Source organism: Sphingomonas sp. OK281, from assembly GCF_900115295.1.
Taxonomy (GTDB): Bacteria; Pseudomonadota; Alphaproteobacteria; order Sphingomonadales; family Sphingomonadaceae; genus Sphingomonas.
Genome location: NZ_FOVZ01000001.1, coordinates 1,351,338 through 1,365,310, shown reverse-complemented (window position 1 = coordinate 1,365,310; position 13,973 = coordinate 1,351,338). Strand labels below are relative to the sequence as shown.

11 protein-coding genes are annotated in these 13,973 nt (G+C 65.8%); 2 read left to right on the top strand and 9 right to left on the bottom strand.

All coding sequences use genetic code 11. The annotated features are described in order from the left end of the window. Positions 1-46: 46 nt before the first annotated feature. From BM244_RS05990 to BM244_RS05965, 6 genes are all read right to left on the bottom strand, one after another. Entirely contained in the window at positions 47-1,360 is a 1,314-nt protein-coding gene (locus BM244_RS05990; RefSeq protein ID WP_254784285.1) for an MFS transporter, read from the bottom strand. After that, on the bottom strand, positions 1,360-2,295 hold the full coding sequence (locus BM244_RS05985; protein ID WP_093397960.1) for an alpha/beta hydrolase: 936 nt from the start codon (positions 2,293-2,295) through the stop codon (positions 1,360-1,362). The genes BM244_RS05990 and BM244_RS05985 overlap by 1 nt, the downstream gene beginning before the upstream one ends. A 31-nt stretch (positions 2,296-2,326) precedes the next feature. Further along, a complete protein-coding gene (locus tag BM244_RS05980) occupies positions 2,327-3,718 on the bottom strand; it encodes an FAD-binding oxidoreductase (RefSeq protein WP_254784284.1) in 1,392 nt (463 codons plus the stop codon). 8 nt (positions 3,719-3,726) lie between these two features. Then, positions 3,727-5,913, bottom strand: coding sequence for a TonB-dependent receptor (locus BM244_RS05975; RefSeq protein ID WP_093397958.1), 2,187 nt, complete (start codon positions 5,911-5,913; stop codon positions 3,727-3,729). 114 nt (positions 5,914-6,027) lie between these two features. Further along, positions 6,028-6,789, bottom strand: a complete 762-nt coding sequence (locus tag BM244_RS05970) for an SDR family NAD(P)-dependent oxidoreductase (protein ID WP_093398163.1) — start codon at positions 6,787-6,789, stop codon at positions 6,028-6,030. Positions 6,790-6,800: 11 nt separating this feature from the next. Beyond that, positions 6,801-8,294: a carboxylesterase/lipase family protein gene (locus BM244_RS05965; RefSeq protein ID WP_093398164.1), complete on the bottom strand. Its 1,494-nt coding sequence runs from the start codon at positions 8,292-8,294 to the stop codon at positions 6,801-6,803. A gap of 155 nt (positions 8,295-8,449) precedes the next feature. Between BM244_RS05965 and BM244_RS05960 the strand changes: the two genes are divergently transcribed. Together BM244_RS05960 and BM244_RS23755 are read left to right on the top strand one after the other, a co-directional pair. Next, positions 8,450-9,316, top strand: coding sequence for an SGNH/GDSL hydrolase family protein (locus BM244_RS05960; RefSeq protein ID WP_175518091.1), 867 nt, complete (start codon positions 8,450-8,452; stop codon positions 9,314-9,316). A 451-nt stretch (positions 9,317-9,767) separates the two neighbouring features. After that, positions 9,768-10,877, top strand: coding sequence for an ABC transporter ATP-binding protein (locus BM244_RS23755; RefSeq protein WP_093397956.1), 1,110 nt, complete (start codon positions 9,768-9,770; stop codon positions 10,875-10,877). On the opposite strand, the gene BM244_RS05950 is transcribed toward BM244_RS23755, so the two are convergent. From BM244_RS05950 to BM244_RS05940, 3 genes are read right to left on the bottom strand one after another with little or no spacing between them, the layout of a single operon-like run. Further along, positions 10,838-11,686: a carbohydrate ABC transporter permease gene (locus BM244_RS05950; protein WP_175518089.1), complete on the bottom strand. Its 849-nt coding sequence runs from the start codon at positions 11,684-11,686 to the stop codon at positions 10,838-10,840. The genes BM244_RS23755 and BM244_RS05950 overlap by 40 nt on opposite strands. Further along, positions 11,677-12,558, bottom strand: a complete 882-nt coding sequence (locus BM244_RS05945; RefSeq protein WP_093397955.1) for a carbohydrate ABC transporter permease — start codon at positions 12,556-12,558, stop codon at positions 11,677-11,679. The genes BM244_RS05950 and BM244_RS05945 overlap by 10 nt, the downstream gene beginning before the upstream one ends. Further along, positions 12,555-13,832, bottom strand: a complete 1,278-nt coding sequence (locus tag BM244_RS05940) for an extracellular solute-binding protein (protein ID WP_175518087.1) — start codon at positions 13,830-13,832, stop codon at positions 12,555-12,557. The genes BM244_RS05945 and BM244_RS05940 overlap by 4 nt, the downstream gene beginning before the upstream one ends. Positions 13,833-13,973 lie beyond the last annotated feature (141 nt).

Sequence of the window (13,973 nt, the reverse complement as noted above, 5' to 3'; positions counted from 1 at the left end):
CTCCTCCGTTGAGGTTGCGAGCATACTGCACCTTTCTGAAACGTCGTCAATCGCTATCTGATAGGTCTGCGACTGCAGATAGGGGCGCGGTACGAATTGCGATCAGGAATGCAACGACCGACAACAGGCTCGTCGCGACTCCGACGATGGCAAGCGCGGTGCCGAGACGTGCCTCGCCACCAAGCAAGCTGCTAGTCCACGTCACCAGTGATGGGGCAATGCCGAAACCGATCAGGCCAGCGATCGCGATGAACGCGCCGATGCACAAGCCGCGCAGCTCGTTGGGGATGAGGACGGTCAACGCCACCGATGTAATCAACCCCGTCACCGCACCACACAACGTCAGCGTGCCGAGCGCGATCGCAAACCAGGTGACTGTCGGGCCGACCGGAAACAGCGCGGCGGGGACACCGAGCGCGGCGGCAGCTAGCGCGCCGATCAGCAACCCCCCACGGACATCACTCTTCTGCCCGATGTCCGCGGCGAAACCGCCTAGCACCGTGCCAGCGAGTCCGCTGACCAGGATCAAGGCTCCCATCCATCCGGCAAAATCGCCCGGCTGGAGGCCAAAATGGCGCGAAAGCACCGGCGCAGCCCAGACGAGCGCCGCGTTGTCGGCCATCACGACGGCGACCTGACCGACGAATAGGGGGATCAGGAGCCTTCGGCGCGACCAGAGTTCGCCGACCAACACCCCGAACGGTGCCCGAATGCTTGCGGCAACCTCGCGACGTGCCGGCTCGCGGAGCAACAGCAGTGGCACGATCATCACGAGGCTGAGCATGGCCAACACCGCATGCGTGCCCCGCCAAGGAGAAAGCCCTGAGAATACCGGCATCGCGCCGCTGGCAAAACGGCCGAACAGCCACCCGCCGAGCGCGAAAGCGCCTGCGATGCCCGCGATCTTGCCGAGGTTGACGATCAACATTGCGCGGCCGCGTTGGGCAGGGGCGCACAGGTCGGCTGTCAGCGACAACGCCGCGGTCAGTGCGCCTGTCGTGCCGGTCGCGGTCAACACGCGGGCGGCGAACAGCATCACCGTGCCTGTCGCCACCGCAGTCAGTGCTGTGCCAAGTGTCCAGACCAGTGCAAGCCCGATCATCAACCGAACACGATTGACGCGATCGACCAGGATACCGACGGGGATCGAGCACACCACCAGTGCCAGTGCCGCACTTGCCCCTTGGATCAGCGCGAGCATCGTGTCGGTCAGCCGCAACTCGGCTTTTACGCTTTCCTGCACCGTCGCGAACGATCCCATCATCGCAAAGCCAATCGTCATCGCGAGGGTCAGCGCGAGCAGCGACGGCAGAGCGCGGCCGAAACCGGTCGCCGGGGGGGCAGTCATTGGCGTCGTCATCAGCGGAGCGCCCGGCGCAGCGCTTCGATCCGCATCGCCTGCGCGCGGTCGGCGACGCCAGCACCCGGTAGCAGGTCGAAGCCATGGAACGCACCAGGGTGGACGTGGAGCTCGGTCGGGACGCCGGCTGCGATCAAGCGACGCGCATAGGTTATATCCTCATCGACGAAGAGATCGAGCGCGGCTGTCATGATGAACGTTGGCGGCAGTCCAGCGAGATTGGTCGCGCGCGCAGCAGCGGCGTAGGGGGACACGCTGTCGTCGCCGGGCTCATGACCGAGTAGCGCGGTCCAGCCGAACCGGTTGTTGTGCGGTGTCCAGATGAACTCTCCGGCATGCGCGTGCGGTTCGCCCAAGCCGGTGCGATCGTCGATCATCGGATAGGTCAGATGCTGGAAGGCAAGGGCAGGTCCGCCCCGGTCGCGCGACATGAGCGCAAGCGCCGCGGCCAGGCCGCCGCCCGCGCTCTCGCCCATCACGCCGATCCGCGCCACGTCGATACCGAGGTCGTCGGCGTTCGTGACCGTCCAGACCAAACCCGCATAACAATCCTCGATTGCGCCGGGGAAGACCGTTTCGGGCGCCAGCCGGTAGTCGACCGATACGATGACGCAGTTCAGTGCGGCGGCGAGCGGACGATGGACGAACTCCAGTTCCTTGGCGGCGCCACCGACATAGCCGCCGCCATGGATATGATAGATGCAGCCCAGCAGGCCCCTCGTGTCGCGGGGACGGTAGACGTGCAACGAGACGTCAGGCGCGTCAGCGGGCCCCGCAATCCGGTGCCGCTCCAAATCCACACCGCCGTCCGGGGCGGGCGGGAGGGGCAATGCGCGCGCGCGCAGGGCCGCCAGCGACTCTGGCGTGAGCGTTACGGTAGGCCACGCGTCGAGCAGCGGGCGAAGCTCGGGATCGACTAGGGGCAGGCTGGTCATCGAATACTCCGTTGGGTACGTGCGCTACCGGTCACAGCGTGAAGATCTTGCCCGGGTTCATGAGGTTCAGCGGGTCCAGTGCGCGTTTGATCGTGCGCATCAGATCGACCGCATCGCCCAGTTCAGCGACGAGCCAGTCCTGCTTGCCGATGCCAATGCCGTGCTCGCCGGTGCAGGTGCCGTCCATCGCGATTGCCCGTTCGACCAAGCGGCGGTTGATCGCTTCCACCTCCTCGAACTCGTGCGGGGCGGTGGGGTCGATCGAGAAGATCACGTGGAAATTGCCGTCGCCGACATGACCCAGGATCGCAGCGGGGACAGTGCCTGCATCGATGTCGGCGCGCGTTGCCAGGATACACTCGGGCAGGCGGCTGATCGGCACACACACGTCGGTGGTCCAGCCGACCGCGCCAGCCCGCACGTTGACCGCGGCGTAATAGGCCTCGTGTCGCGCCTTCCATAGCTTGGCGCGTTCCTCGGGCTGGTTCGACCATTTGAACGCCCCGCCGCCGTTCGCGTCGGCGAGTGCGGCAACGGTTTCGACCTGTTCGGCGACGCCCGCGGGTGAGCCGTGGAATTCAAAAAACAGCGTCGTGACTTCGGGATATTCGAGTTTGGACCAGCGATTGACCGCCGCCATCTGCTTGTCGTCGAGGATCTCGACGCGAGCGAGCGGTACGCCGCACTGGATCGCCTGGACGACGGTATCGACCGCCCCTTGCAGAGACTCGAACCCGCAGACCGCGGACATGATCTGTTCGGGTATCGGATGGAGGCGCAGGCTGATCTCGGTGATGATGCCTAGCGTGCCCTCGGAGCCGACGAACAGGCGCGTAAGGTCATAGCCCGCAGCCGACTTGCGCGCCCGCGTCGCGGTGCGAATGACGTTGCCGTCCGCCGTCACGACGGTCAGTGCGAGCACTGCCTCGCGCATCGTGCCGTAGCGGACCGCATTGGTGCCGCTCGCGCGGGTCGAGGCCATCCCGCCGATCGTCGCGTTGGCACCGGGATCGATCGGAAAGAACAGCCCGGTGTCACGCAGGTGCGCATTCAGTTCCTCGCGCCGCACGCCCGCCTGGACGACGCAATCGAAATCGTCGGCGTTGATGGCGAGGATCGCGTCCATCCGCGACAGGTTGACGCTTACCCCGCCGAGAACCGCAAGCGCATTGCCCTCGATCGACGTACCCGCGCCGAACGGTACGATCGGCACGCCCGCCGCGGTGCACAGCCGCACGCAGTCGGCGACTTCCTCGGTCGAGGCGGCAAAGACGACCGCGTCGGGCAAGGCCTCGGCGAAATGCGCTTCGCTCGTGCCGTGCTGGCGACGGATGCCCTCGCCCAATGCCAGCGCGTCGCCGAAACGCTGGCGAAGTGCCGCGACGAACGCCTCGTCGAGCGGCGGGCGGGGGGGCGTTGGCATGTGCTTCATCAGAATCGTACCGTGCCACGGATGCCGATACGCCGACGCGGCGATTGGATAGCAAGGTTCGACACGAGGGGGGCCGGCAACCCGGCACGCCGCAGTAGCGAGGCATCGAGATAGGTCTCGATGTACTTCTCGTTGAACAGGTTGGTCGCGAAGGCCGCGACTTCAAGCGGTCCGGCCTGCCACGACACCGATCCATTCACGAGATGATAGGCCTCCAGCACCGGCACCGACGCCGCGTCGAGCGAGCCGCCCGTGCGCTCACCCTTCGCAACGACGTTCGCGTCGAACACGATCGCCTGGTCGCGGTGGAATGGCACGCGTAAGTTGGTGCCGATCGAATAGTTCGCGTCGGGAACGAACAGGATGCGATCGCCCGGATAGGCATAGCCGGTCACCGCGGTGAACTGGCTAGAATCGGTTACCCGGGCATGGAGCAGCGTCGCATTGGCGTAGACGCGCCAGGCATCGCTGACGTTGAACGACAATTCCGCCTCCGCACCATAGCTTTCGACGTTGCCCGAGTTGAGGTTGATCGCCACGAAGCCGACGGGCTGGCCGGTGGCGGGATTGAGAATGGTCGACGGGGCGAGGGCGTTGGCCCCGATGAAGTTCTTGTAGTCGTTGTAGAATGCCGCGACGTTGGCGGTCAGTCGACCGTTGAACGCGCTCGCCTTCGAACCGACTTCGTAGGTCCAGACGCTGTCCCCGCGATAGGTGAGGTTGGGCGCGCCGGGGCCGTTCTGACCGCCGCCACGTACGCCGCGGGCTACCGAGGCATACGTCATGAACTGCGGGTTCCAGCGCTTGGACAGGGTGGCGCGGGGCTGCCACTCGTTCGCCTTGTAGGCGGCTGCAAGGCCGGCGGTCGACGCATCGAGCTTCTGGTGGTCGTAGCGGATCCCCACCGTCAGATCGAGGCCATCGCCGAGCTTGAGGAAGCCGGTGGCGAAACCGGCGATGTTCTCATTCTCCGACGTCGCGGTGCCGGGTACGGTCAGGTTGGCGGGCACCACCGTCGTCGTGGTCGTGGCATCCGTTGTCGAGCGCGCATAGAAGGCACCGACCAGCGTAGAGAAATTCTCGCTCCACTTCGTATCGAAGCGGACCTCGCCGGTGCGGGTCTTTAGCGTGCGGCTGACGGTCGAGCGGAAGAAGTCGATCGGGCTGTAGTCGGCGTCCCCCGCGCCCTTCGTATCACTCTGGTTGTACGCGCCGATTGCGGTGATCGTCGTATTGATGCTGTCGACGTCGAACTCGCCCTTCACATTGGCGGCGTAGTAATCGATCGTGCCCAGGCTGCGCTGGTTGCTGCGGCCGTCGAGCGAATAGTCGCGAGGGCCGCGCACATTGAAATAGGGCGTGGAGCCGCCGAACACGCGGTCGTATCCGCCGTTCACCGTGAAGCGCGCCCAGTTCGCGGGGACGAAGCGGATCGTGCCGTTGATGCTTTTCGTCTCGAGTGGGTTCTGGTCGCCGCCTGCGAGCAGGTTGCGCTGGAAGCCGTCCTCCTTGTGATAGGCCGCCCCGATACGGAACTGGAGCACGTCCTTGACGATCGGCCCCGATATGCTGCCCGACGCGGATGCGTAATTGTCGCCGGTGGCCAGCGCACCGTCAACACGACCCTGCCACTCGTTCGATGGCTGGCGGGTGACGACGTTGATCGCGCCGCCCAGAGTGTTGTTGCCGAACAGAGTTCCTTGTGGTCCACGCAGCACTTCGACGCGGGCGACATCGACCAGCGGCGAATTGAGATAGGTTGTGTTCGGCTGATAGATGCCGTCGATGAAAATGCCGACGCCTGGCTGTACCGTGTCGATCAGCGTAGTGCCGACGCCGCGGATCGACACGAACGCACGACCGACCGAATCCGAATTGATGTTGAGACCCGGCGTATAGGCGGCCACGTCGCGGACGACGACCAGCTGCTGCTGCTTTATCGCGTCACCTGAAATTGCGGTGACGGCGATCGGCACGTCCTGCAACCGTTCTTCACGACGGCGTGCGGTAACGACGATGTCGGAGGCTGCAGGGGCGTTGCCGGCACGCGTATCGACCTGCGGGTCAGCGGGTGTACCCTGATTGCTGGTCTGCGCGCCCTGCGGGTCGACAGTCTGCGCCGCGGCGAGCGCGGGCCACGCTAGGGTAAGTGCGGACGATAGGGCGAGCAGCGAGCGACGATGCATGGAAACCTCTCCGGATATCGGTAGATCGATTCGTCTACCTGTCAGAGAGGTATGCGGCTTTTCAGAGCTGTCCGAAAGGTCCTACGGCTATGCCGATCGGCTCGGGCACTTGGCCTACCAGCAGGAGTAGCCGCCATCGACCGCGACGATACTGCCAGTCATCAGGCTGGCCGCATCGCTCGCAAGGAACTGTACGACAGAGGCGACCTCATACGCTTCGCCAAGCCGCCCCTGCGGCGTGCCGTCGATCCAGCGGCGGTACATCTCGCTGGTCTTGTCGGCAAAGGCGTTGAGCGGGGTTGCGATATAGGTCGGCGCGACCGCGTTGACGCGAACGCCGCGGTCGGCCCATTCGGCTGCGAGGCTTCTCGTCAGTTGGTGCACCGCCGCCTTCGACGCGTTGTAATAGCTTTGCGGCTGCGGCCGATTGACCACGAAGCCCGACATCGATCCGATATTGACGATCGATCCGTTGCCCCGCGCCAGCATGTTGCGTCCGAAAGCGCGTGCGCACCAGAAGGTGCCGTTGAGATTGACGTCGAGGACGTTCAGCCAATGCTCGTCCGCGACATCCTCAGCCGCGGTTTCGCTGCGGGCGATACCAGCGTTATTGACCAGGATGTCGGTATCGCGCACCGCGTCGGCGGCGGCAGTAACTGCGGCTGAGTCCGTCACATCGAGTATGATGCCGGTGACGCCGTAACCTTTGTCTCGCAGGCTTTTCACGCCGCTAGCGAGCAGATCCGGGTCGCGATCGGCGATCGTCACCACGGCGCCGAACTCGGCGAGTGCATCCGCGCAAGCCCAGCCGATGCCCTGTGCGCCGCCGGTGACGAAGGCTTTGCGACCGTCGAGCCGCAGGCGATTGGCGTACATGATCTGCTCCTTCAAGGTAGGAACGGCGCGGCGGGCATGACCGGCTCGAATGTCGCCTCGCCGGCGACGATGCGATAGACTTGACGCGTATTGCGATCGAATGGCGCCCAGGGGAGGGACCCGTCGCGGGCGAAATCGACCCACAGTCGGTGCATGCGGGTCGCGACATCCTGCGGCGGCGCTTCGCCGAGCAATCCGTCGGGACCGGTCGCGCAGGCGAGCGCATCGAAGACGAACGGCACGTCGACCGCATGCGCCGCGCCGAGCTCGCCGCCAAACGCGGGCGAGCGCCATTCGAGTTCGTAGACATGCGTACGGCCGCGATGTTCCTCGGCAAACCGCCGGGCGGGCCAGCGAAAGACTAGGTCCGTCATCGCATCGGTCAGCACACGGCCGCCGGGACGCTTGCCAGCACCATAAGCGTTCAGAACTGCCCACGCCCGCGGCTGCGACTTTCGCAGCACGAACCACGCCAGCAATCGCCCAATCTTGTCGCGGACACCCGATGAAACCAGGTACAGGTTCATTTCCTCGGCATTCGTACCGATCAGCACATCCACGTCCGCGCCCGCGCCGTCGCGGAGCGCATCCAGCGGCGGCACCGGCAACATGTCGTCGCCGTGGACGGGCACGAAGCGGCTGATCCCGAACACCGGCTCGCGCCCGTCCGCCCCACGCAGGTCGATCCGCGCGGTCGGTAACGACACCTTTTCCACTGCGTCGAGCACTGCCTCAGCCGCGACGCTGGCGAACCCGTCACGGGTCGGTGCGACGCCGAGCAGTTTGGCGAGCTTGGTCACCAGCCGCTGCATGACGCCCACGTCACGCGTCATGCCGCCATGTCCGCTTTGAATGATCGCACGGGCGAACAGACCCTTGGCGGCAGGCGAGGTGACGAGGTCGGCGATCGCCATCGCACCCGCCGACTCGCCGAACACAGTGACGTTGGCGTGGTCGCCTCCGAAGCGGTCGATCTCCGCGCGGACCCATTCGAGCGCGGCGACGACGTCGCGCAGGCCGAGATTGGTCGGGACACCCGGGATTGGCAGAAAGCCGTCAATCCCCATGCGATAGTTGATCGCAACGCACACTACGCCGTCGCGCGCGAAGGACGTCCCGTCCTGCACCGGCGCGTCCTTGCTGCCGACGACGAAGCCGCCGCCATGAACAAAAAGCATCACCGGCAGTCCAGTGCGGTCGTCGTCGGGGCGCCAGACATTGAGCGTCAGATAGTCGTCGCCCGGAGTCCAGCCGCTGCCGATCAGCGCCCCGACATTAAGGCCGGGCACCGGCCTGATCCGCTGCGGCGCGTTCGGCCCCGCGTCGGTGGCCGCGCGTACGCCCGTCCACGACGGTGGCGGCGAAGGCGGCGCAAACCGCAAGGCTCCAACGGGCGGCGCTGCATAGGGGATGCCCAAAAAGCGCTGGACGCCCCCGGTCGTGCGTCCTTGGACAGCGCCGGCGGTGACGTGGACGATCGGATCTGGATGTTCACTGACTAACATCGTGTCGATGTACACCGTCCGCGTCTCGTCAAAGCATCCGGTTACTATGCGGCATCGCTCGCATGGTGTGCCCATGCGGTCCGCGCGCAACCAGGCCATTGCCGGCCGCGCGCCGACCTGCGCCGATGGCCGTCCTGCGGCAGGAGAAAGACGGGATGCGTGGACGCAAGCGGAAAGTCGGGCTTTGGTTGCTGGGTGGACTGACAGCGATCATCGCCATCGGCCTGATGATTGTCGTTGCCCAGGGCCGTCGGACCCCGAGCGGCCGGCCGGACTATGTCGCGCTGGGCAGCTCGTTCGCGGCGGGAGCGGGACTAGGCGCCCTTGAACCCGGCAGTCCAACGCTGTGCGCGCGCAGCGTCGACGGCTATCCGCAACAGCTGGCCCGGCTGCGCGCAGTGGCGCTCGTCGACATGAGCTGCGGCGGTGCCGTGACCCGCCATCTGCTACACGGCGGTCAGTATTTCCAGGGGCCTCAGGTCCGGACGATCACGCGCGACACGCGCCTCGTGACGCTGACGATCGGGGGTAACGATGTCGGCTATGTTGCCGACCTGTCGATGCTGGCGGCACGGCATACAAACTCCGTGTTCGGCCGCTTCGTCCGGTGGTTCTGGGACGACCCACGGCAACCCGCCGCGCGTGGCTACGATCGACTGCGCAGTGATCTGATCGCGACGCTCCAAACGATCCATGCCGCGGCCCCACATGCGGTCGTCGTGATAGCGACCTACCCAACCATCCTGCCGCCCTCAGGCACGTGCCCGGTGCTGGGGCTGACTGCCGCCGAAGCCGGCACGATGCGTCAGGTTGGCAATACGCTCGCTGCCGTCACGCGGTCAGCGGCAGAGGCAGGCGGCGCAATCCTGGTCGACATGTACGCGCTTGGGGCGGCCCATAATGCCTGCTCGTCGGTACCATGGGTCCGTGGCTGGACGAACGGTGATATCGCGCCCTTCCATCCGACCCGCATCGGTGCAGCCGCGACGGCTCGCGCGATTGCCTTACAAATCAAGACGTAATGCGGTTCGAGCACCGGCCAATGCCGAATCGAAGCCCGCCAAACAGGAGACAATCCCGCTTAATTCCGCTTCCGAGCCGCAAGCGTGACACAATATCTTTTGTTCACTCGGACTAACGACCCGAGGCAGGGACCGTGAGCCATGTGCCGGACGGCAAAACAGATTGGCGCAACACCAGGCGAGGATTTGACCCTCAGCCACTTCCGACGGTCGGCGAGGCGCGTCGACGCGTTGCGGCTTGGAAATACGATGTCGTTCAAAGTGCCGCCGCGACGCGCGAGCCAAGCGAGCACGGTCTTGTAAGCGGAAGTGATTGTCACAGTATCGTAGGCAGGCGAATGTCCGCGCTTGGGTGTGGTCGACGCGAGGATCCGAGGGTTCCAGATACGGTGACTTTGCCCGCAGCCGAGTCCGCCGCTACCCCAAGGCGCGATAGCTAAAAGGAAATGCGGTGGCGAGCGTTGAAATCTGCGGACTTTTTAAGCGCTTCGGCGACACGACTGTGCTCCAGCCAACCGACCTGACGATCGAGGAGGGCGAGTTCGTCGTGCTCGTCGGGCCGTCGGGTTGCGGCAAGTCGACACTGTTGCGGATGATCGCCGGGCTTGAGGTGCCAAGCGCCGGGAGGGTGGTGATCGGCGAGCGCGACGTGACCGATGCGGCGCCGTCGGATCGCGGGCTGGCGATGGTGTTCCAGTCCTACGCGCTCTACCCGCATCTTACGGTCGCCGAAAATATCGCGTTTCCGTTGAAAGTCGCGAAGGTCGCCAAGCGCGAGATTGCCGAGCGGGTTGCGGAGGTCGCGGCGATGCTCGATCTGTCGGAATTGCTCGACCGGCGGCCGCGTGCATTGTCGGGCGGGCAGCGCCAGCGCGTCTCGATCGCGCGCGCAGTGGTGCGTCGGCCCAAGGTTTTGTTGCTCGATGAGCCGCTGTCGAACCTCGATGCCAACCTGCGCGCGCGGATGCGGCATGAATTTGCTCGGCTGCATCAGCAGCTTGGCGCGACGATGATCTATGTCACGCACGATCAACTGGAGGCGATGACGCTCGCCAATCGCATCGTCGTGATGAGCGAGGGGCGTGTCGAGCAGGTCGGGCCGCCGATCGAGGTGTATCGGCGGCCGGCGAGTCTGGCCGTCGCCGCGGCGATCGGCTCGCCGGGGATGAACCTGCTTGCGGCAACGATCGGGTCGGTCGACGATGGCGGTACGACCATAAGGTTGGCGGGCGGCGAGATGGTGAGGACCAGCACGATCGTGCCGGAGGACGCGGTCGGCGCGGCGGTTACGCTCGGGATTCGGCCCGAACATCTGCATGTCGACGACGCAGGGCCGTTCGTTGGTGCGGTCGAGCTGTTCGAGCGACTTGGGCCGTTGTCGTTCGCGCATCTCGGCGCGCGCGGCGCGGCGGATACGATCGTCGCGCAATTGCCGGGGGATCGTTCGGTTACGCTTGGCGAGCTCCTGCGCGTCGGCGTCGCCCCCGAGGACGCGCATGTGTTCGGCGCCGATGGCCGCGCCTATCCCTTCACGCTGCCGCCGAGCAGCCCGGTCAGATAATAACGCTGCATCGCGAGGAACAGCAGCAGCACCGGCATCGTCGTGACGACCGCGGCCGCCATCATCAGTTCGCCGTCCGCCGAATGCTCGCGCGCGATCGCCGCGACCGCGACCGGTAGTGTGTAGAGATGCTGGTCGGCCAGCACGATCAGCGGCCAGAGGAAGTCGTTCCACGAGCCGAGGAACATGAACAGCGCCAGCGTGACGACGATGGGGGTGAGGAGGGGGAGGACGATCGTCACGAAAATCCGCGCCTCGCTCGCGCCGTCGATCCGGGCCGCGTCGATCATCTCGTCGGGGATCGCGAGCGTCGCCTGCCGCACGAACAGGATCGCGAAGATGCCCGCGAGGCTCGGCAGGATCACGCCGGCATAGCTGTTCACCAAGCCGAGTTGCTTGAAGATCAGGAAAAGCGGCAGCATCGCGACCTGGCCCGGCACGACCAGCGAGGCGATCAGGATCTTCAGCAACCGCTCGCGCCCGCGGAAGCGCAGCTTGGCGAAGGCGTAGCCGGCCGGCACCGTCAGCAGCAGGCCGAGCAAGGTCGAGATCGCGGCGATCGCGACGCTGTTGAACAGTGCCGGGACGATCCGGTAGTCGAACCACGCGCCGTCGATCAGCCGCCGGACGAGTAGCTCGTGGTAATTCTCCAACGACCAATGCGATGGCCAGAGCGGCGTCGGGAGGTTGCTCGACTCGCCGCGCGGCATGAACGAGACGATCACCATGTAGAGCAGCGGCGCTATCGTCACCGCCGTCAGGGCCGCCACCGCGGCATTGGCGAGGATCGCACGGGGTTTCAGAGCCATTCGTAGCGCCTTCCGATCCGCGTCTGGACCATCGTCAGCGCGAGGATCATCAGGAACAGCACGAACGCGACCGCACTCGCTTGCCCCAGATTCCACCATTTGAAGCCCTCGTCGAACATGAAATACAGGATCGTCGTGGTGCTTTGCGCCGGGCCGCCGAGCGTCATCACATAGGGCTCGGCGAAGATCTGGAGGAAGCCCGCGATGCTCATCACCGCGGCGAGCAGCAACGTCGGGCCGATCGCGGGGAGGGTGACGTGGCGGAAGCGGCCCCAGCGACCGGCGCCTTCGAGCCGCGCGGCCTCCATCAGGTCCTGCGGCACCGCGGAGAGCGCGGCGGTGAAGACGATCATGTTGTAGCCGAAGATCTTCCACGTGACGAAGATCAGGATCGCCGGAATCGATGTATGCGGGTTGCCGAGCCAGTCGACCGGCGCCAGGCCGACTAGCGCCAATGCGCGGTTGATGAGGCCCGAGCGCTCGTTGAACAGGAACCGCCACACCACCGCGGTCGCGACGATGCTGGTGACGTAGGGCGCGAACAGCAGCACGCGCCACAGCGGCTTCCACCGCACGGTCACATCGTTCAGCAGCAGCGCGACCGCCAACGACGCCCCGATCGCCATCGGTACGCCGAGCACCGCGAACAGCGCGGTGTTGCCGATCGCCCGCCAGAACAGCGGAGTCGAGAACAGGTCGATGAAATTGCCGAGCCCGACAAAGCGCAGGTTCGTCCAGTCGGCGAGCGCATAGATCGAGTAATCGGTGACCGACAACGCCATCGCCAGCGTAGTCGGCAGGACGAAGACGAGCGCGATGATCGCGAGGACCGGCGCGGAGAAGAGCCAGGCGGCGCGTTCCTGGCGGGTCATGCGCGCTTCCCCGCCTCGACCAGCGCACGGCGTTTGGCGAGCAACTGGTCGACGCGTGTGTCGAGCCCTGCCAGCGCCTGCGCGGTCGTCTGGACGTCCCGCACGACGCGCTCGGCGGCGAACTGGATTTCGAGCTTTATCCGTTCCCACTCGATGACCCTCGGCGCGACAGCGGGAAAGCGCATCTGCTCCTTGAACGGCGCGAGTATCGGCGCACGCAGTTGCGGCGAGGACCACGCGCTCAGGCGAGCGGGAAGATTGCCGATCATGGTCTGGTACCGGAGTTCGCTCGCCGGCGAACTAAGGTGGCGAACCAGCGTCCAGGCTTCGGCCGCGCGCGGCGTCGAGGCGGAAACGCACAGGCTGGTACTCAGGCCCGACACCGCGCCGACACCGTGCGGACCGGCGAGCCGTGCGGTTCCCCAGTGCTCGGCAGGGATTTCGGCGGCGCGGCGATGCAGGTCGAGCAACGTCGTCGGACCGGTCGGCCAGATCGCGAAATAGCCTTGCGCAAACGCCGCGACCGGGTCCTGGATCTCGGTCGAGAGCGCTTTCGGCGCGAGCTTTTCGGCGAAGATCCGGGCGTAATAGGCGAATGCGGTCCGTGCCTCCGGCGTCTGGAAGTTACCGCGCGTATCGTGGTCGCGGAGCATCGTCGCGCCGGTCTGGCCGAGCATCGTCATGAGCATGTCGGGCCAGTTGAGCAGGAGCATGAACACGAAGTCGTCAGGCCGCTGTCGCTTGATCGCACGACCCATGCGGAGCCAGCCGTCCCAATCTTCGGCGGGTTCGGCATAGCCCGCCCTGGCGAGAATGTCGCGGCGGTAGAACTGAACCTGCGGTGCGACCGACCATGGCACTGCAAAGTCTCGACCGCCGACCCTGGTGGCATCGAGCACGCCCGGAAACATGTCCGCGACCAGCGCAGGCGACGGGATCGGGGCGATCGCGCCGATCGTCGCGAACTCCTGGACCCAGCCAGTATACAGCATCAGCACGTCGGGCATCGCGCCGCCGGCCTGCGCGGTCAGCAGCTTTTCATGCGCTGCGGTCGCCGGCAGCGACTGGACGTCGACCGGGATCCCCGTCGCGGCAGTGAAGGCGGGCATGAGCATCGGCGAATAATCGCCTTCGTAGCTCATCGCCCAGAATCTCAGCGGTTCGGGGCCGCGCGGGCCGGTACAGGCCGCCAGGCCGAGCGTCGGCAGGAGTCCCAATGCGGCTCTCCGCGTCCAGTCGTGCGCCTGCTCCCCCATCGCCGGATCGTGGCGCATCACGGCGTTCCGCGCCACCCCCCGCGCGAGACGATAACCGGCGAAATATTGCGCTAGGTTAATGCCTTGGCGGGGTTTGCGCGGGCGACATGCTTGCTCCCCAACGGCCGATGCGCCTAAGCGGGACGCAACGCTGGCGGG